14 protein-coding genes, 3 pseudogenes and 1 other annotated feature are annotated in these 19,730 nt (G+C 44.5%); of the genes and pseudogenes, 3 read left to right on the forward strand and 14 right to left on the reverse strand.

Annotated features, from left to right (window positions below; genetic code table 11):
• Positions 1–6: 6 nt before the first annotated feature.
• From BAMF_RS30390 to gltB, 5 genes are all read right to left on the reverse strand, one after another.
• Entirely contained in the window at positions 7–1,182 is a 1,176-nt protein-coding gene (locus BAMF_RS30390) for an MFS transporter (protein WP_013352484.1), read from the reverse strand.
• Positions 1,183–1,319: 137 nt separating this feature from the next.
• Positions 1,320–1,622 (reverse strand): ArsR/SmtB family transcription factor, encoded by a 303-nt coding sequence (locus tag BAMF_RS30395; RefSeq protein WP_007407355.1) that lies wholly within the window; start codon positions 1,620–1,622, stop codon positions 1,320–1,322.
• A 31-nt stretch (positions 1,623–1,653) separates the two neighbouring features.
• Positions 1,654–3,582, reverse strand: coding sequence for a threonine--tRNA ligase (gene thrS, locus BAMF_RS30400; RefSeq protein ID WP_013352485.1), 1,929 nt, complete (start codon positions 3,580–3,582; stop codon positions 1,654–1,656).
• Between the two features lie 52 nt (positions 3,583–3,634).
• Positions 3,635–3,858, reverse strand: a binding site (T-box leader).
• A 361-nt stretch (positions 3,859–4,219) separates the two neighbouring features.
• Positions 4,220–5,701 (reverse strand): glutamate synthase small subunit, encoded by a 1,482-nt coding sequence (gltD, locus tag BAMF_RS30405; protein WP_013352486.1) that lies wholly within the window; start codon positions 5,699–5,701, stop codon positions 4,220–4,222.
• A gap of 16 nt (positions 5,702–5,717) precedes the next feature.
• Positions 5,718–10,277: a glutamate synthase large subunit gene (gene gltB, locus BAMF_RS30410; protein ID WP_013352487.1), complete on the reverse strand. Its 4,560-nt coding sequence runs from the start codon at positions 10,275–10,277 to the stop codon at positions 5,718–5,720.
• Between the two features lie 145 nt (positions 10,278–10,422).
• Here gltB and BAMF_RS30415 point away from each other — a divergent pair, with 145 nt between their 5' ends.
• On the forward strand, positions 10,423–11,325 hold the full coding sequence (locus tag BAMF_RS30415) for a LysR family transcriptional regulator (RefSeq protein WP_013352488.1): 903 nt from the start codon (positions 10,423–10,425) through the stop codon (positions 11,323–11,325).
• A gap of 54 nt (positions 11,326–11,379) precedes the next feature.
• On the opposite strand, the gene proB is transcribed toward BAMF_RS30415, so the two are convergent.
• From proB to BAMF_RS30435, 4 genes are all read right to left on the reverse strand, one after another.
• Entirely contained in the window at positions 11,380–12,498 is a 1,119-nt protein-coding gene (proB, locus tag BAMF_RS30420; RefSeq protein ID WP_013352489.1) for a glutamate 5-kinase, read from the reverse strand.
• A 23-nt stretch (positions 12,499–12,521) separates the two neighbouring features.
• A complete protein-coding gene (proC, locus tag BAMF_RS30425) occupies positions 12,522–13,370 on the reverse strand; it encodes a pyrroline-5-carboxylate reductase (protein WP_013352490.1) in 849 nt (282 codons plus the stop codon).
• Between the two features lie 173 nt (positions 13,371–13,543).
• Positions 13,544–13,912 (reverse strand): replication termination protein, encoded by a 369-nt coding sequence (gene rtp, locus BAMF_RS30430; protein WP_014470319.1) that lies wholly within the window; start codon positions 13,910–13,912, stop codon positions 13,544–13,546.
• Positions 13,913–14,176: 264 nt separating this feature from the next.
• On the reverse strand, positions 14,177–14,893 hold the full coding sequence (locus BAMF_RS30435; RefSeq protein WP_013352492.1) for a 3-ketoacyl-ACP reductase: 717 nt from the start codon (positions 14,891–14,893) through the stop codon (positions 14,177–14,179).
• Between the two features lie 129 nt (positions 14,894–15,022).
• Between BAMF_RS30435 and BAMF_RS30440 the strand changes: the two genes are divergently transcribed.
• Entirely contained in the window at positions 15,023–15,328 is a 306-nt protein-coding gene (locus BAMF_RS30440; protein WP_013352493.1) for a DUF948 domain-containing protein, read from the forward strand.
• Between the two features lie 65 nt (positions 15,329–15,393).
• Entirely contained in the window at positions 15,394–16,146 is a 753-nt protein-coding gene (locus BAMF_RS30445; RefSeq protein WP_013352494.1) for a hypothetical protein, read from the forward strand.
• Between the two features lie 41 nt (positions 16,147–16,187).
• Here BAMF_RS30445 and BAMF_RS41885 read toward each other — a convergent pair.
• The 5 genes and pseudogenes from BAMF_RS41885 to BAMF_RS30460 all read right to left on the reverse strand — a co-directional run.
• Positions 16,188–16,322 (reverse strand): annotated as a pseudogene (locus BAMF_RS41885) (MFS transporter); the annotation flags it as partial.
• Between the two features lie 178 nt (positions 16,323–16,500).
• Positions 16,501–16,911, reverse strand: a complete 411-nt coding sequence (locus BAMF_RS40775; RefSeq protein WP_076983292.1) for a DUF421 domain-containing protein — start codon at positions 16,909–16,911, stop codon at positions 16,501–16,503.
• 60 nt (positions 16,912–16,971) lie between these two features.
• Positions 16,972–17,025: pseudogene (locus tag BAMF_RS42125) on the reverse strand (hypothetical protein); the annotation flags it as partial.
• 247 nt (positions 17,026–17,272) lie between these two features.
• Positions 17,273–18,766, reverse strand: a complete 1,494-nt coding sequence (locus tag BAMF_RS30455) for a phospholipase D-like domain-containing protein (RefSeq protein WP_013352389.1) — start codon at positions 18,764–18,766, stop codon at positions 17,273–17,275.
• A gap of 352 nt (positions 18,767–19,118) precedes the next feature.
• Positions 19,119–19,626: pseudogene (locus tag BAMF_RS30460) on the reverse strand (DUF421 domain-containing protein).
• Positions 19,627–19,730: the final 104 nt, after the last annotated feature.

Consider the following 19,730-nt stretch of genomic DNA (forward strand, 5'->3'; position numbering starts at 1 on the left):
TTTTGTTTATGCTGCGCTGTATTCAGATGAAGTTTTTTCAGATGCTAACGATGCAAGCGAAAGCACGCTGCACATCGCAACGATAACACCGGCTGCTCCGATCCATGTCACTGACGCAAGAGACAGATGAGTGACAACAACGCCTCCAATTCCGGCCCCCGCCGCCATAGCCAGCTGCATCACAGACTGGTTAAGGCCAAGTAATACCCCCGATGATTCAGGCTCCATCGTTGCCAAATGATACTGCTGGGCAGGCCCTGATGACCAGGCGGCAAAGGACCAAAATATAAGCACGGCCGCCGCTCCGGCAGCAGAATGTGTAACAAACGACAACAACATGAGCATGATAGCATGAAGCGCCATTCCGCCGGTTAATGTGACACGCGCCCCCCCTCTGTCTGCGCTGAAACCGCCGGCTTTAGAACCGGCAAGACTGGCGACACCGAAAATAAGCAGCAATGTACTCAGCATTCCGCTGCCGATATGAGTGACGTTCAGTAAATACGGAGAAAGGTACGTATACGCAACTGAATAGCCTCCGAGCCAAAAAAACGTGATGGCCAGGCCGACAGCCACCTTTCGTCTCTTTAAGAGAGAGAATTGCTTGATGAGCGGCACGGGTTTATCCCCTTTTATCTCAGGCAATGCGAAACGTATAATGAACATAGCAATGATTCCGATTGCCGCAATACCGGCGAAGACCATCTTCCAGCCAAAAGCTTCCGACACGGTTCTTCCGATCGGCACACCGATAATAAGTGCTGCCGTAAATCCCATAATGACTGTCGCGAGAGAGCTTGCCTGCTTTCCCGGGGGAGCGATTTTTGCTGCGATCGTAAGCGCGGTAACCACCACAGTTCCCGCTCCAAGCGCCATGATCACCCGAGCTGCAGCAAATAAGGCGTATCCCTGCACAAGAAACGAACTTATATTCCCGATAACAAACAGTCCAAGAGCATAGATCATGAGCTTCCTTCTGTCCAGCCTTGCTGTAAGAGCCATCATGACGGGCGTTCCGATTGCATAAACGAGCGAAAAAATCGTAATCAGCTGCCCTGCCGCTGCTACAGTGACTCCCAAGGAACCAGCAATTTTATCAAGCACCCCGGATATCACATATTCAGACGTCCCCACCAAAAAGCTGATAATCGCCAAAATATAAACCTTCCATGTATTTTGCACATGACACACTCCTTCATAGATGTTTTATATAAAGATATATCGGAATATATCGATATAAAATATTAAAGAAACAAATCGCAATATGTCGATGTAATGTTGGAAAAGAAAACTGAATCCCTTTTCTAAAGGATTCAGCCCTACATTTCGCGCTGAAAATAATCGGCCATCGCCTTTATCGCTTCTTCATCTCTTTTATAATAGGTGTATTTGCCAATCCGTTTTGTTTGGATAAGGCCCGCCCGCTGAAGGATGGAAAGATATTGAGACGCCGTTGACTGTGTCATCTGAAGCTTATCGGTGATCTGACTCACACATACTCCGATCTCATTCATATCAATGCCATCATGCGGGGCGAAATGACGGTCCGGCTCTTTCAGCCATTGTAAAATCTCAAGCCGCGACTCATTAGACAACGCTTTAAAAACATCAATAGGTTTCATACGTATTATTATATCGTGATTTTACGATATGTCAATGTCGATTTACTTCTATCACTTGTTTTGTTTCATTTATGATCCGGGAAATAAAATCACTCACACTCTCTTCAAATGTGTTTTCCTGCCCGTATTGTCTTACGTGTACAGTATGATGACGGCACTCTTGATCCCCCACAACAGCAATATACGGTATTTTTTTCATTTGTGCTTCTCTGATTTTATAGCCGAGTTTTTCATCCCGCTGATCAAGCTCAGCACGGATGCCCGCTTTCTTCATCTGCCGGTGCACCTGTTCTGCGCAGTCCCGGTGTGCGGTGTTTGACACGGGGATGATTTTTGCCTGTACCGGAGCGAGCCATAAAGGGAACGCTCCCCCGTAATGTTCGGTAATGATTCCGAGGAATCTGTCGAGAGATCCGAATACTGCCCGGTGAATGACAACAGGACGCACTTTTTGGTTTTTTTCATCAATATATGTTAAATCAAATTTCTCCGGCATTTGAAAATCCAGCTGGACAGTGGCGCATTGATGGCTTCGGTTCAGCGCATCTTTTATATGAATATCAATTTTCGGTCCGTAAAATGCGCCATCCCCCCGGTTAAACCGAAAATCATATCCCTGTTCTTTTAATACTCTTTCTAATGCGCTCTCAGCCCGGTCCCACAAGTGTTCGCTTCCCATGTAATCTTCCGGTCTCGTTGACAGCTCAATATCATAGGAAAAACCAAATGCGGTGTACACCTCGTGAATCAGCTGCAGCGCTGAAGCGATTTCACTCTCGATCTGCTCCGGCGTTACAAAAATGTGTGCGTCATCCTGGCAGAAAGACCTGACGCGGAGGAGGCCATTGAGCGCCCCGCTGAATTCGTGGCGGTGCACCTGGCCGAACTCAGCCATCCGAATCGGAAGTTCCCGATAAGAACGAAGCCTTTCTTTAAAAATGAGCATGTGGCCGGGGCAGTTCATCGGCTTTAACGCGAAGCGCTGTTGATCGGCTTCAGAGAAATACATATTCTCTTTATAATGATCCCAATGGCCGGATTGCTCCCACAAACGCTGATTCATCATCATAGGGGTGCGCACTTCCTGATAATGATAGGCATCCTGCTTTGAACGCAGAAATGATTCAAGCGTATTTCGGATGAACTGACCGTTCGGCAGATAAAAAGGCATACCCGGCGCTTCTTCTGAAAACATAAAAAGTTGTAATTCCGCTCCCAATTTCCGATGATTTCTCTTCTCAGCCTCTTTCAACAGCTGAAAATGCCTGTTCAGCTCCTTTTTTGAAGCAAAGGCCTTTCCATAGATTCGCTGCATCATTTTTTGATTGCTGTCGCCGCGCCAATAAGCCCCTGATACATGAGTGAGCGAAAAAGCTTTTATCTGTCCGACAGACGCCAAGTGCGGTCCCCGGCATAAATCCACGAATTCGCTCTGACGGTATATACTGACTGTATCAGTCTGCGGAATATCTGCTAAGAGCTCGAGCTTCAGCGGATCGTGCGCAAACAGCTGCTCTGCCTCTTCTCTGGAGATTTCTTCTCTAGTGATTTTCGGATTTTCTGAAATAATCCGGTTCATTTCTTTCTCAATGACGGGCAAATCTTTTTCAGTAATCGTATCATCCATATCAAAATCATAATAAAACCCATTTTCTATAACGGGACCGATTCCTAAACAGACCTTCGGATACAGACGTTTTACAGCTTGCGCCAATACGTGCGCTGCTGTGTGTCTCATCACTTCCAGTCCTTCTTCAGACTGAAAGCTGCACAGTTCAATTTCAGCGTCTTCATGGATGCTTCTTCCAAGGTCATATAACGATCCGTTTACCTTGCCGGCTGCTGACGTCTTTTTCAAACCCGGACTGATGGATTGGGCAATCTCTTCTAACGTAATGCCTTTCTCGTATTCTTTTTGTTTCCCGTTAGGAAAAGTAATCACAATATATGGTTTCTTCACGGTCTGATCTCTCCTTTATTTTTGATAAAAATAAAAACACACTCATCCCAAAGCAAGGGACGAGTGTGTGTCAGACCCGCGGTTCCACCCAAATTCCCGTCACTTCAAGTGACGGCTCATTTTTGCCGTAACGCGGCTATACGGTATCGGCTGCTTTCGTTCACCGATACAGCTCAAAAGGCGGTAAGCTCATTCTTCGTGCCGGGAAGGTCTCAGCCGCGCCCTCCCTCTCTGTATGCCGGTTAGAATGACTCATGTCCTTATCATTGCAGATTCTTTATCAGAAAAAACTTTCTTTTATTATACATAAATTTTCGGAAAAAGAAAGTTTTTTTGAAAAATATCGGTAAGAAAAGGTTGGCGTCTACAGCTTTCCGGTTTTCTCATCTTCCGTTCTGTAATGCTTTTAATCCATTCAGCAGTTCTTCAAACGCCGTAAATGAATGATATCTTCATATCTCTGACTGCTGATTGATTTCTATGAAAATAATCTCTCCAAGCTGTAAAACGAAATTCCATTTGTTATCCTCCATTTCCATCATGTTACCCTTATATGACCAACGCAGGAAGAAAGAGGTTTCGTTTCAATGCAAAAAACCGGCTGATTCCAGCCGGTTTTATAAATAATCCCCTTTGTTTACGGTAAAACAGTGCTCCCCATTAAATAACTGTCGACTTCGCGCGCTGCTTCCCGGCCTTCATTAATCGCCCATACAATCAGGCTTTGGCCCCTTCTCGCATCCCCTGCGGCGAAAACGCCGTCAACATTCGTTTTATAATCCCCATATGCTGCCTGTATTTTATGATTTGCCGAATCGACACCGAACTGTTTCAATAATGGCTGTTCGGTTCCTTCAAAACCGATGGCGATGAACACCAGCTGAGCAGGCCATACTTTTTCCGTTCCCGGCAGTTCATGAAACTCGTACTTTCCGAATTCATTTCTTACTTTTTCCATTTGAACGGTGTGAATCTCTTTTAAGCGGCCCTGTTTATCGGCCACCATTTTTGTCGTCTGAATTGAATATTCTCTCGGGTCTTTGCCGAACTTTGCCTGCGCTTCTTCATAGGCGTATTCAAGGGTAAAGACGTGCGGCTGTTCAGGCCACATATTGTCGTTCGTGCGCGTCTGCGGAAGCTTAGGATGTTTCCCGAACTGGTGCACACTGCGCGCTTTTTGGCGCAGGGCGGTTGCTACGCAGTCAGCTCCTGTATCCCCGCCGCCGATCACGATGACATCTTTCCCTTTAGCGTCTATAAATTGTTTATCTTTGAAATTAGAATCTAAATAGCTTTTCGTCGCCAATGTTAAATAGTCCATTGCGTAATGAACGCCTTTTGCGTCCCGGCCTTCAATCAGCAGATTGCGCTGTTTTTGGGCGCCTGTGCACAAAATGACGGCATCAAATTGTTCTTTGAGCTCATCAGCTGTTATGTCTACGCCGATTTCGGTATTTGTCACAAAATTTATGCCTTCCTGCGTCAAAAGTTTAATCCGGCGTTCGACGACATTTTTCTCAAGCTTCATGCTCGGAATGCCGTACATCAGCAGGCCGCCGGCTCTGTCAGCACGCTCATAGACCGTCACGGAATGTCCCGCTTGGTTCAGCTGATCAGCGCTTGCCAGACCTGCCGGGCCTGAACCGACGATTGCGACTTTCTTTCCTGTGCGTTTCGCAGGAATTCTCGGCTGAATCCATCCGTTTTCAAAACCTTTGTCAATGATCGTCCGCTCGATGTTTTTAATTGAAACAGCCGGATCTGAAATGGCCAGCGTACAAGATCCTTCACAAGGAGCGGGACAGACCCGCCCTGTGAATTCAGGAAAGTTATTCGTTTTCAGAAGACGCTCCAATGCTTCTTTCCAGCGCCCCCGATAGACGAGATCATTCCATTCCGGGATCAGATTGTAAATCGGGCACCCGGATGTAAAACCGTTGATATCAGCGCCGATTTGGCAAAACGGTGTGCCGCAATCCATACACCGTGACCCCTGCCGCTTGGACGCTTCATCTGAAAATGGAGCCGAATATTCTTTCCAATCTTTTAAGCGAGTGAGAGGGTCCCGCTCAGCCGGTTTTTCTCGTTTTTCTTCCATGAATCCAGTTGGTTTCCCCATGTTCCTCTCCCCTTTCTTACTGCACTACCGCTTGTTTTTGATCTTTGGCCGGCGTTTGCTGAGCCTTTGTATTGGCTTCAAAAGCATACATAATTGCGTCTTCTTCTGATAAACCCGCCGCTTTTTGTTCTTCGATGCTGAGGAGCATTTGTTTATAGTTTTTCGGAATGACTTTGATAAAGGTTTGTACGGCTTCTTCCCAATTGTCCAGGAGACCTGCTGCTTTTTTGCTGTTTGTCAGCGCCGAATGCCGTTTCACCATCTCTTTCACTTCTTTGATCTCCGTCTCATCCGTCAGTTTTTCAAATGAAATCATTTCTGTATTGCGTTTGCGTTTAAATGCCTTGGCATCATCACAGAGGACGTATGCGATACCGCCTGACATCCCCGCTCCGAAGTTTTTGCCGACCTCACCGAGGACGACAACCCGGCCGCCTGTCATGTATTCACAGCCGTGGTCCCCGATGCCTTCAACAACGACATTGACACCGCTGTTGCGGACTGCAAAACGTTCACCGGCACGCCCGTTAATGTAAGCTTCTCCGCTTGTTGCCCCGTAAAAGGCGACGTTCCCGATAATAACGTTATCATGTGTTTCACAATTGAAGGCATCAGGTGCTTTTACGATAATTTTTCCGCCTGACAGCCCTTTTCCTACGTAGTCATTTGAATCGCCATTCAAATGAAGCGTCATCCCTTTAGGGACAAATGCCCCGAAACTCTGGCCTGCTGACCCTGTGAAATGAAGTCTGATCGTATCATCCGGCAGTCCTTCCGCTCCGTAGCGTTTAGAAATTTCGCTTCCCGTCACGGTTCCGGCTACGCGATTTGTATTATTGATCTTGATGTCAGCTTCCGCTTCCTGACCGGCTTCAATTGCAGCCTGCACTGCCGGAAGAATATCCGTCATATCAAGCGACTGGTCGATTTTATGGTTTTGCGCCGTGCGGAAAGTGCGAATGCCTTCAGGCTGATACAGCAGCGTGGATAAATCAAGCTGCCCCGCTTTCCAATGCGCTTTTGTACGTTCACTGACACGAAGAACGTCAGTACGGCCGATCATTTCATCAAGCGTTTTAAACCCTAACTGCGCCATATATTCACGCACTTCTTCCGCGACAAACAGCATGTAGTTTACGATATGGTCAGGATCGCCCATGAATTTTTTCCGAAGCTCCGGATTTTGCGTCGCGACCCCTACAGGACATGTATCTAAATGGCAGGCGCGCATCATGACGCAGCCGAGAACGACGAGCGGCGCTGTCGCAAAGCCGAATTCCTCCGCTCCTAGCAAGGCGGCCATCACGACATCACGCCCTGTCATCAGCTTACCGTCCGTTTCCAATACCACGCGATCCCGTAAACCGTTCAGCATCAGCGTTTGATGAGCTTCTGCAAGACCCAGCTCCCACGGGAGACCGGTATGTTTAATACTCGTTTTCGGGGAAGCACCCGTTCCGCCATCGTATCCGCTGATGACAATGACATCTGCGGTGCCTTTTGCCACACCGGCTGCAATAGTGCCGACGCCGGCCTTTGATACGAGCTTGACACTGATTCGCGCGTTTCGATTGGCATTTTTCAAATCATGAATCAGCTGCGCCAGATCTTCAATTGAATAAATGTCATGGTGAGGAGGCGGTGAAATCAGCCCGACACCAGGTGTAGAACCGCGGACATCCGCGACCCAAGGATATACTTTGTTGCCCGGAAGCTGGCCGCCTTCTCCCGGCTTCGCTCCTTGCGCCATTTTGATCTGCAATTCATCCGCATTGACGAGATAATGGCTCTTTACCCCGAAACGGCCGGATGCGATCTGTTTAATCGCACTTCTTCTGTCGTCACCATTTTCATCCGGAGCAAAACGTTTCGGGTCTTCGCCGCCTTCTCCGCTGTTGCTTTTTCCGCCAAGCCGGTTCATCGCTATCGCCAAAGCCTCGTGGGCTTCCTTGCTTAATGAACCGAATGACATCGCCCCTGTTTTAAAACGTTTCACGATGGACGCAGCTGATTCAACTTCTTCTAATTTCAAAGGTTTGCGGTCTTCTTGGAAGGCGAACAGATTGCGTAAAAATCCGATTCGTTCTTCATCCGCTACATGAGAATACTGCTTAAACAGGCTGTAATCATTCTTGCGGCACGCCCATTGCAGAGTATGGATGGTTTTCGGATTGAAAGCGTGATGCTCTCCTCCGTTTCGCCATTGGAATTCACTTCCCGGCTCAAGCGTTTGGCTGTAATCATCCTTATATGCCGCTTGATGACGCTGTTTAGCTTCTTGCGCGATAGTTTCGATATCGATTCCGCCAAGCTGGGATGCAGTCCCTGTAAAGTATTTGGCGATCACATCTTCACCAATGCCGACCGCTTCAAAAATTTGCGCGCCTCTGTAACTTTGCACAGTTGAAATCCCCATTTTTGACATCACTTTAACGACGCCTTCTGTCACACTCTTTCCGTATTTGCTGACTGCTTCTTCATACGGAATGTCAAGCCGGCCTTCATCGATTTCCTGCTTATACGTAGCGTAAGTCAAATACGGGTTGACAGCATCGGCCCCATATCCGATGAGAGCCGCAAAGTGATGAACTTCACGCGCTTCGCCTGATTCAACGATAATGCTTGCTTTTGTACGCAGGCCTTGGCGGATCAAATGCTGATGCAGCGCACTGACAGCCAAAAGCGGAGGAATCGGGTACAATTCTTTACTCATTGCTCTGTCAGATAAAATTAACAGAGATACACCTTGCTTGATCGCTTTTTCCGCCTGTTGAAACAAATCCTTCAGGCCTTTCTCAAGATCATCGGAAAACAGCGTGCGGATGTTCTGGCTCTTAATATCTGGATGCACAAGTGTTTTCAGCGCATTAAACTGTTCATTTGATAATACAGGAGTGTACAGTTTTATGCGGCGTGCATTTCTTTCATTCGGATGCAGCAGATCGCCTTCAGCTCCCAGCCAGGTTACCGTAGACGTCACAAGCTGCTCGCGGATCGCGTCAATCGGCGGGTTTGTGACTTGCGCAAACAGCTGTTTAAAGTAATGAAACAGTGATTGGGCGCGGTCGGATAAAACGGCGAGCGGCGCGTCATTTCCCATGGAGCCGAGCGGGTCCTTGCCTTCTTTAATAATAGGAATTAAATATTTCTGAATATCTTCATACGTATAGCCAAACGCCTTTTGACGGACGAGAAGATCATCAAATTGTTCCTCTTCCCGAATTTCCGGATCAGGATTCACTTGAACCAATTCTTCTTCAAGCCATTTTTGATACGGGAATTCATTGGCGATTTCTGTTTTCACTTCTTCATCTGAAATAATCCGGCCTTCCTCTAAGTCAATAAGGAGCATTTTCCCAGGTTCCAGGCGTTTTTTATGAAGAATGTTCTCCTGCTCCACTTCAATAACACCGACCTCAGATGAGAAAATAATATGGTCATCTTTTGTCACATAGTAACGCGCCGGGCGCAGGCCGTTACGGTCAAGGATGGCGCCGATTTGTTTTCCGTCCGTAAATGAAATGGCGGTCGGTCCGTCCCACGGCTCCATTAAAGAGCTGTGATATTCATAAAAAGCCCGTTTCGCTTTAGACATGTGAGTGTTTTCCGTCCATGGTTCCGGAATCAGCATCATTGCCGTATGTGCCGGTTTCCGCCCTGCCATCACGAAAAATTCAAACGCGTTATCAAGGATGGATGAGTCACTGCCCTCGGCATTTAAAATCGGCAGCACTTTATGAAGATCGTCTCCGAAGCTTTCTGAAACGAATTGCTGCTCTCTCGCTCTCATCCAATTGATATTGCCACGGAGCGTATTGATTTCTCCGTTATGGATCAGATAGCGGTTCGGATGGGCCCGTTCCCAGGTAGGAAAGGTATTCGTGCTGAACCGTGAATGCACGAGTGAAAATGCAGATACGAATGTCTCATCCTGCAAATCCAAATAAAACGCGTCAACCTGCTCAGGCGTTAACAAACCCTTATAAACAATAGTCTGGCTTGACAGGCTTGCGAAGTAAAAATCAAGCTGTTCTTGAATGCCCCAATTTTCCGCCTGTTTCCGGATGACATACAGTTTGCGTTCAAAAGCTAGGCTGTCCTGCAAATCGTTTGCGGCACCGATGAATACTTGGCGAACATACGGGCAAGTACTTTGTGCCACTGTTCCGATTTTTCCGACATTAACAGGGACGGTTCTCCAGCCGAGCACGGTCTGTCCTTCCTGCTCAATGAATGTATTCACCTGTTTTTCTATCTTTTTTCTTTCTTCTTCATTTTGCGAGAAAAAGACCATTCCTACCCCGTAACGGCCTTTTTCCGGCAGCTTCATTTCTCCGCACTCTGTCTTAAAAAAAGCATCAGGGATCTGAACCATCAGGCCGGCGCCGTCACCCGTATTCGGGTCACTGCCCTGCCCTCCTCTGTGATCCAGCTGGCAAAGCATCTGCAGTCCTTTTTTGACAATGTCATGTGAAGGTTTCCCTTTTAAATGGGCATACAAGCCGATTCCGCATGCATCATGCTCAAATTCCGGACGGTAGAGACCTTGTGCTTTCGGCATTTGATTGTAAGTCATAATTCCTCTCCCCCGATCAGTTTCCGTTAATTATCGGTCATAAAATCTGACAACTTTAAATTAATTGTAAGTTTTCAAAACAATATAAACAATATATAATTTAGATCAAATACATCTCAAAATGAGATAGATGGGTGTGGACGCAATGGAATTACGCCAGCTTCGGTATTTTATGGAGGTAGCAGAACGGGAACATGTGTCAGAAGCGGCTGATCATCTGCATGTCGCACAATCCGCCATCAGCAGGCAGATTGCAAATCTTGAAGAAGAGCTGAGGGTCACTTTATTTGAACGGGAAGGCAGAAATATTAAATTAACGCCGATCGGCAAACAATTTTTAGAACATGTTAAAACGGCAATGAAAGCAATTGATTACGCGAAGGAACAAATCGATGAATACCTTGACCCGAATCGCGGAACCGTCAAAATAGGATTTCCGACGAGCCTTGCGAGCCAGCTATTACCGACGGTGATTTCGGCATTTAAAGAGGAATACCCGAATGTCGAGTTTTTGCTCCGCCAAGGATCTTATAAGTTTTTAATTGAAGCCGTAAGAAACAGGGATATAGATGCGGCGCTGCTCGGCCCCGTTCCGACGGAATTTCCCGACATAACAGGCAATATCTTATTCACGGAAAAGATTTACGCGCTTGTTCCGCTGCATCATCCGCTTGCAAAACAGAAAAATATCCATTTAATTGATCTGCGCGGTGACCAATTTGTTTTATTTCCTGAAGGATTTATTCTCCGCAACATGGCAATTGACGCTTGCAGACAAGCCGGCTTTGCGCCGCTAGTATCAACGGAGGGCGAGGATTTAGATGCCATTAAAGGATTAGTCTCCGCCGGGATGGGAGTTACTCTATTACCTGAAAGCACTTTTGCAGAAATCACACCTCGGTTCACGGTCAAAATTCCCATTGAATTTCCTCAAGTGAAGCGCACCGTAGGCATTATTAGACCAAAAAACAGAGAACTGGCTCCATCTGCGAATGATTTCTATCATTTTGTCATTCAATTTTTCTCCAAACTTGAACAATATCAATAAAACCCGGGCTTCAAAACGAAGCCTCGGGCTTTTTTATGTTTATATTGAATTTTGTCAGCCGATCGGGATGGACAGTTCAACGTGGCAGACAAACGCTTCTGGATCAATAACCGATTGCTCGGTCTGTTTGTGCGGCGTTTCTTTAAATGTCATCAGCTGGGCCGAGGAATAATTGACGATGCCGAGCCCGAGCTCTTCTCCCTGCTGATCAAGCAGTCTGACAACCGCCCCGCTGCTGAATTTGCCCTTAATCTGTTCAATGTCCTGCGGTGACAGCGCCACATTTCCGTTCGCTACATCGCGGCTGCTTTCCTTTTCCATTACAATTTCGCCCTCGGGGCCGGAATTAAATGCAAGCCATTGTTCTTTGTGGCTTAACGGCAGGGTTCCTTCCGCTTCAAAATAAGTTCCTTCAGCCGCCTCTTCTACCGCCTCCAGCAGTATGTCCGGAGCGTTAGCCTGCCCGAGAAAGCCTTTAATACCGGAGGCCATCACAATTTTAAAAGCATCCAGTTTTGAGCGCATTCCGCCGGTTCCCATCTCACTTCCGGCATCTCCCGCGCTTGCTTCTATTTCCGGGGTGATGTCACTTACATGCCGGATTCTTTGCGCTTTCGGGTTGCTGCGCGGATTATCATTATATAATCCGTCAATGTCTGATAAAATCACAAGCATGTCGGCATCAATTAAACCTGCCACCTTTGCTGCGAGTGTATCGTTATCACCGAATTTCAGCCGGTTGACTGTGACGGTGTCATTTTCATTAATAATCGGAATAATGCCTCGTTCCAAAAGGACGTTCATCGTATTGCGGACATTGTGGTAGCGGTATTCATCGGAAAAGTCGCTTCTTGTAATTAAAATTTGTGACGCGACATAACCGTGCGCTAAAAACAGCTTTGAATAGGCCTCCATTAATAATCCCTGCCCGATGGAAGCAGAAGCCTGTTTCTCAGGGAGGCTTTCCGGTTTCTGAATAAATCCGAGTTTTCGATAACCTGCCGCCACCGCCCCGGAAGATACTAAAATCACTTCATAGCCTCTGTCTTTCAGCTGTGCGATTTGATCCACCAAAGTTTCCAGTTTTCTTCTGCTGATTTCTCCGTGCAGGCTCGTCAGTGAGCTGCTGCCGATTTTCACCGCGACTCTTTTGATCTCTGTCCGAGACGTCACTGTATCACTCCTGTTATTGTCTTTTATAGTGCTGCTGTTTTTTCAAATGTTTTACTGATCTCAATAGAACGTTCGGTTGCGTGTTTAATGGCTTTGGCGATTGCTTCCCCGCCGCCTTCTGACCTGAGCGCATCGAGGCCGGCTGCCGTCGTGCCGTTTGGAGAGGTAATGTTTTCCCGCAGCACATCCGGCTTTTCTCCCGTCTCCATCAGCATTTTAGCTGCGCCTAATAACGTTTGCGCGCCGATTTTGCGGGACAGCCGTTTATCTAATCCTGCATCTTCACCTGCTTTTTCGATAAACTCCATTAAATAATAAAAGTACGCCGGACCGCTGCCTGCGATGCCTGTGAAAATGTCCATCTGTTCTTCCTTGATCACATACACTTCTCCGAGACATTCCAGAAGGGATACCGCGGTTTTTGCTGCACTGTGAGAGACATGGTCTCCGAAAGCCGCAGCTGTTGCCGATTCGCCGATCATGCTGGATGTGTTCGGCATGACTCTGACAACAGGCTGGCGATCATGTAATGATTGTTGTATAAATGAGGTCGTTATGCCTGCCAGGACAGACAGAATGATTTGATGGGGTTGAATACGCCGTTTCAGCGTCGTCAGAGCGATTGCAGCATCCTTCGGTTTCATGGCTAAAATAAAAACATCAATGTCTTCGGTTTTCATGCTGTCAAAAGGCACGCCTTGAATTCCGTATTGATGTTCCAATTCAGCGAGACGCTCTGTATTGCGGCGGTTTGTCACGCAGATATTTTGGTTGGGAATTTTTTTTGCTCGGACCATGCCTGATATCATTCCTTCAGCCATTGATCCTGCTCCGATAAAAGCAATTTTCTTTTGATCAAAGATCGGTAACATCTCCCTTGTTCGTATTTTGTTCGTATTTTTCACACGTTTTTTATGTTACCATGTCAGGACTCGATGTCAAGTTTGAGGTTTTATTAAATGTATTGTCCCCTGCCTGTCATTATGTATAATGAAACACAGAACACACCGTTTGAGCCCGGGAGGCCGATGTGTTCCGGACGGATTTAAAAATTATCGGAAATGGCTTTTTCTATCAGCTTTTTGCAGCGGTCGAGCTCAACTTTCAGCTGCTTTTTATAAAGCTTCGCAGCTTCATAGTCTTTAAATTGATAGAGAACGACTTCCTGGAGTTTGGCTCCTTCTTTTTTGACTTTTACCTGCTTTAAAATCCCGTCATCCAAAAGTTCATGGAGTGAACGGTACACCTCGGTATGATTCGGCTTAAAACCGATGGGTTTAAATTCAGAGCGCAGCACCTCAAGAAGCTTCAGTCCGTAAAGCCGTTCCTGCTCTGTCATCGTAATCATGTAAAGCTTTAAAAAAGCCCTTTGTTTCACTAAAAAACCGGTTGAACTTCTTTTTTCTTCTTTCAATATGTGCACGCCCTTCCCTCTAACAAATTATTCCATGTACTAAATATTCTCTTTATATCCCGTTTTTCCTTTTATTGCGCGAACAGTTTGACTCATGTTTATTTGTTTTTTTGGCAGCGGGGAAAATAAATTTAATGAACATTTGGTACATAGTTTATTTAGTTTAATTATAACTGATCTCGGTTCCTTTTTCACTTCTTTTGTCTGTTCATTCGGTTTGCGGTAACAAAAAAAGACCCGTCATGAAGACAGGTCCCCTTTTGTTTAAGGATTTGTTGACCACAAACCGGCAGTTTTGATAAAAATGCGCGGATGTAATTTCAATTGAGCCACCATATATTCTGCAAGGTCCTCAGGCTGCATAACTTTTTCCGGATTGCCGTCTGTCAGATTTAATTCAATAGACATGTCGCTGGCAACCGTGCTCGGAGTCATTGCGCTGACACGGATGTTGTGTTTTCTGACTTCCTGCATGAGAGATTCAGTCAGGCCGAGAACGGCAAATTTTGAAGCGCTGTATGCGCTTGTCGCCGCGGCGCCTCTTTGGCCTGCCGTAGAAGAAATATTAATGATATCTCCTGATTTTCTCTCAATCATTTCAGGAAGAACAGCGCGTGTCACATGGTATACACCCATTACATTGACTTGAATGATGTCTTCCCACTCTTCAGGCGTGAGATCCAAAAATCCGCCGAATTTGCTGATTCCTGCATTGTTAATAAGAATATCAATCTCACCAAGTTCTTCTTTAATAGAGGAGACGGCTTGTTCAACCTCGTTTTGTTTTTTCACATCGGCAGCAGCGAAGGATGCCTTTACACCAAGGGCTTTCACTTCTTCTGCAACCTTTTCGACATTTGCTTCAGTGCGGCCGATTAAACCGATATTGACTCCTTCTTTGGCTAAAGCGATAGCGGCGGCGCGTCCGATTCCTCTGCCTGCGCCCGTGATAAGAGCCGTTTTGTTCTGTAAGCTTTCCATGTCTTTCACCCTTTCTGAATGTCCTTATGTACGATTTCACATTATAAGCAGAAAAAAAACAATTAGCAAATAAAACGATTCAACACTCTCCATAAAGGGTATCAACAGAGAAAAAGGAGTGAAAAAGAGATGATCATCATCTTGTATATCAGTGCTGCCGTAGCAGCTGCCGCATTGATTTATTTAGCCGTATCCGCCGTGCGTTTTAAAAGAAACACAAAGCCGGATATAAAGAAGATCAACGGGACGGCAGCGTCCATGCAGACGTCCGTTGAAGAAATCAAAACAGAAACCCAGCTGTTATCGCAAAAGCAGAAAGAACTGCAGGAAGACTTTCTCACTAAAAAAACAGCCATGCAAACAACGGCTGCCGAAGTCAAAGGAACGCCCCACGTCCTGAAAATGCTCTGGAATGCCGGAAAAAGCGATATATGAGCCTGGATGTCATCCGCCGTTTTTGATGACACTATAAGGAACTGACGGATTCAAGGAGGCGTAACATGATATGCGGCCGTGAGCGGCTTTCGCTTTATTTGCAGAAGCTTAAATCACCTTCGTTTTCGGGAGGATTTACAAAGGCGGATTTGCTGACTGCGAATTTCCATTTAGCCAAGGACGGAGATCTGGACATGTTTTATTCCCCCCATAATGAATATATCAACCCCCGTGCAGTGATTGCCATTTCCGGAATCACACCCGGTTTTTCTCAGATGCAGCGGGCTTACAAAGCAGCGGCGCATCTTTTAAAAAGCGGTGGCTCTCTTGAGACGATAGCATATGAGACAAAAAAAGCGGCCGGCCTTTCCGGTTCAATGAGACAGCATATCATTGAAATGCTTAATGAATGCGGTCAGCCGGCCGCACTTCACCTTGAGGATTCATCCCAATTATTCAATACGAAACGGGAGCTGCTTCATACAACGTCTGTTATCAAACACCCTGTTTTTTATAAACACAAAAACTATACGGGACATCGGCCGACAATCAGCAGGTCGGCTCTCCTCAGCCGTTATGCGCTGAAATGTTTTCCGGATGAAATAGAAATGATAAAAAAGGATATTCTGCTCATCCCTCTCGGCAAAGCAGCAGAAACCACCTGTCGCACGCTAAAGAAGAACGGCAGGATGAATCATGCGGTCATTTTAGAAGGCTTTCCCCATCCGTCCGGCGCAAATGGACATCGTTTCAAACAATTTGACGAAAACAAACAATCGTTACGGGAACAAATTCAGCGCTTTGACAAGTTTATTTAGCAGCTGTCAAAAAAACGCCCCGAGTCTTCGGGACGTTGCTGTTAAGAAGCGTATTCAGGCAAACCTTGATTCTCTTTTGCCGTTTTCTCTTCAGGTATTTTGATTTGGTTTGTCAAGATCGCACTTGCAAAATATAATGCCGCGAAAATCCATACGACACCTTGTGCGCCGACAAGGGGTAGCGTCAGGAAAATGCGGATTTACAACGTTAAGGAAACCAAAATATAAAAAGTCTAATTTCTCGGTGTTATAAGTGAAAAATTAGGCTTTAGTTACTTCATTAAAGCGCCTGATTGTTGAAGACTAAAGTTTATATTCACCAAGAAAATTGATGTGCTCTTATCCTAACAAATTTTATTTAGGACTTACATGTATGCCTTCACTCTCTCGCCAATCTGCGTAAAGTATACGCTTTACATTATCATATCCATTGGTAGTTAATTGGTTATCTAACCACTGTTGATCAAATCCGAGTTCATGTAAATTATCCCATAAAATTTCCCCATCTATAATTAACGATGTTGGGAGGTCTACTGGACTTTCTGGAAGATTGAGATCTGGTTTTTGATACTTGGATTTTAATAATAAACTTATTTGCCCATTAGCTTCCAATATACCGTATTTGACTTCGCGAACTGAAAAGACATTATTTTGACGGAGTATACTCAATACTTGATTTACATCTCTGTCCATAACACCATCTCGAATGATGATGTTAGGATTGCCTAATAAGAGAGAACGTGTCGATTTATTTTTTAGAGTCATAAACTCTATTCCCAACATAAGAAACGTCCACAATCCGATGGCATATAAAAAATGAAAAATCCCTACCTTATCTTCATAAATGTTATTTCCTAAAAAATCTCCAAGTACTAACACAAAAACTAAGTGAAACGGGGTTTAACTGATAGATGGATGTTCTGCCTGTTATGATAATGATAAAAAATAAAGTTGCAAAACCTACTATGACTTTGATTGTCAGTAAACCCAAAAAAACTTCACCCAAAATTTATTCCTCCATTTTATATTTCACTCGATTTCAAAAATCCTCATGTTTTAAAATATTTATATTACAACATGTAAGCTAATTAAAATCAGAAAGATAAATAATACCGGTTTTTTCAACTTATAATAATGGAGAAAGCACGCGAGCACCCTGTTCAACAATGCGCTCGGTCAGGGATCGTTGCAACAAGTCTTCAATTCTTAATGGTACAGAATCAGTAAGATCCCTCTCGAACTGCTCTGTGAGTTCCCTTGCCACATCAGCACTGTACACGACTTGACACACCTCATAATTCAGGCGAAAACTTCTCATATCATAGTTTGCTGAGCCTACGGCAGCAATCTCCTCATCGATGGTCAACACCTTCGCATGTATCATTCCTTTGTCGTACTGGTAGATTTGAACTCCAGCTTCTATAAGTTCTCCGTAATAAGTACGGCTTGCAAGACCCACGATTTTTTGATTATTGTGGCGAGGAACCAGCAATCTTACACGGACACCACGAGTTACTGCTGTCTTTAATGCCATGATAATATCCGTTTCTGGTACAAAATAGGGTGTTGTTAAATCAATAGTCTTGGTCGCCTGTGTTATACATATAAAGTAAGCTTGCCGAATGACTGGGGTAGGAATTCCAGGGTTTCCTTCCAACGTATGGATATACGCTTTATGCAATGTCCTAGTTTTTCCGGATATGTCCATTTCTTTATCATCAAGGGTGCTCAACTCTGATCCCAATTCGGCTGACCATTTGGAATGATCTGCTCTGCCGATTGAATTGATTTTCGTTACCTCTGATTTTGTTTTCAAATTTGTTTTTGATTTTATCCTTTCCGGCACAGCGATTTCCCAATGAACATCAAAAACAGTCTGCAAGTCGCCTGTTGCTTCCCCTATAATTTGCAAATGAGTGTCCCTCCAAAATCCTACGTCTGGCTTTAATCCTGTATATTCATACCCAACGTTCATACCGCCAGTAAAGGATTCCTTTCTGTCAATCGTCACAATCTTACAATGATCCCGATAATTCCAATTGGACAAAATCCAGGGAAATCGCAGAGGAAATATTGTCCTGCATTCTATCCCTGCTTCAACCATCTGCCGGATTTTTTCACGCGGGAATTTATAACTCCCCAAGCTATCTCTCATAAAACGAACCTGCACTCCATTTAATGCTTTTTCGATTAGCAGTTCTGTGATTCGATTACCAATTTGGTCGTTCCGATAGATGAAATATTCCAGATCAATGGTTTCTTGGGCTTTTTGCAGGGATACAAGGAGTTGATCATATTTTGCTATCCCATTGTTAAACACTTGGACTTGGCCCATTCGAAGCCCATTCACAGTGAAATGCCGTAAAGCATTGGCAATTACCGATGCTGAAGCACCGAATGTCTCAGGTAATTTGTTAGATTCATTTTTAGAACAGGTCAATCTTTTTCGATGAATAAACCTAGGGTTTGATATGCTAAGATATAGCCAGAAACCAATGACAGGTAAAAAAAGGACGATTATTATCCAATTCAAAGCCTTGGCAGGCCGACGAACTTCCCAAATTGCTATGAATAAGATAAAGAACGTATTTAACAGGTATAGATAAAAAATCCACTCCAACTGGAATCCCTCCTTCTGTTACTCTTAACATGTACAAACTATGTAACCAGTATACGTATGGAATATGAAGGGATTGTCTGTTATATATTATGGACTACCTTTATAAGAACTTGTATAAGATATTAAGAACGAAAAAAAGAGAATTAAGGTTGGGAAAGTTCTGACATCAAGAAAGGCGTAATGATCTGGGCACTGTCCTAACTAGAGACTTAGTGATTTTGAAAATTACCATCTGGTAAATTCCTAAATATAGGTATAATTTTTTATAAATTTGGAAAATGAAAGTGGTAAATGCAACAAGAAGTAAATAAGAGAAAACATTAATTTATATTGGGAGGAAATCGTCTTAAAATTAGTCGTTAACATCTTTTTTGTTAATGGTTAATGAATGATCGGTATCTCTAACAGCAGCATAAAAAAAATCTTTGATTTGAAGATATCCCTTTGCCTTTAGTTCTTCCTTTAACCACTTTTCATTTTTGTTGATAAATTTTAATTTACGCTTTTGCACTTTCCCTTCAATGACAACGGCTATGGGTAATCCGCGGTATTCCACTTTCATATGTAAATCTTTTGGAGTAATAGGAACTAATTCTTTTCTTGGAAAAATGCTAATTTCACCTGTTGCTTCCAAAATCGCATATTCATTATCGTGAATATCCGGATATCCTGTTGTTCTTAAATTAGACAACAGCTCAGGTAAAGGATATCTACTTTCCTTTAACTTTCGATTAAGATAAAAAAAGAATCGCTCCAAAATCATGAGGGGTAAGTTGGGCTAGAGCTGATTTCCCTAAAATATTTACTGCTACAATAAACACAATATAGATAAAAATAACTTTAACTAAAAAAATAGACACTTCTAACACCTCGTAAAAAAATTCACCTTAGTCCGAAATTGGACTAAGGTTTTTAAACTTATTTCAATTAAAAATGGTATCTTTTTTTCGTCATGTATGAATCT

The organism is Bacillus amyloliquefaciens DSM 7 = ATCC 23350 (assembly GCF_000196735.1).
Classification (GTDB): Bacteria; Bacillota; Bacilli; order Bacillales; family Bacillaceae; genus Bacillus; species Bacillus amyloliquefaciens.

Bases quoted from the DNA above. Each gene is read 5' to 3' on its own strand.
- BAMF_RS30435 (WP_013352492.1), bottom strand. From the start codon at position 14,893: ATGGAAAGCTTACAGAACAAAACGGCTCTTATCACGGGCGCAGGCAGA.
- BAMF_RS30440 (WP_013352493.1), top strand. From the start codon at position 15,023: ATGATCATCATCTTGTATATCAGTGCTGCCGTAGCAGCTGCCGCATTG.
- gltD (WP_013352486.1), bottom strand. From the start codon at position 5,701: ATGGGGAAACCAACTGGATTCATGGAAGAAAAACGAGAAAAACCGGCT.
- BAMF_RS30445 (WP_013352494.1), top strand. From the start codon at position 15,394: ATGATATGCGGCCGTGAGCGGCTTTCGCTTTATTTGCAGAAGCTTAAA.
- BAMF_RS40775 (WP_076983292.1), bottom strand. From the start codon at position 16,911: ATGACTCTAAAAAATAAATCGACACGTTCTCTCTTATTAGGCAATCCT.
- BAMF_RS30395 (WP_007407355.1), bottom strand. From the start codon at position 1,622: ATGAAACCTATTGATGTTTTTAAAGCGTTGTCTAATGAGTCGCGGCTT.
- proC (WP_013352490.1), bottom strand. From the start codon at position 13,370: ATGTTACCGATCTTTGATCAAAAGAAAATTGCTTTTATCGGAGCAGGA.
- gltB (WP_013352487.1), bottom strand. From the start codon at position 10,277: ATGACTTACAATCAAATGCCGAAAGCACAAGGTCTCTACCGTCCGGAA.
- BAMF_RS30415 (WP_013352488.1), top strand. From the start codon at position 10,423: ATGGAATTACGCCAGCTTCGGTATTTTATGGAGGTAGCAGAACGGGAA.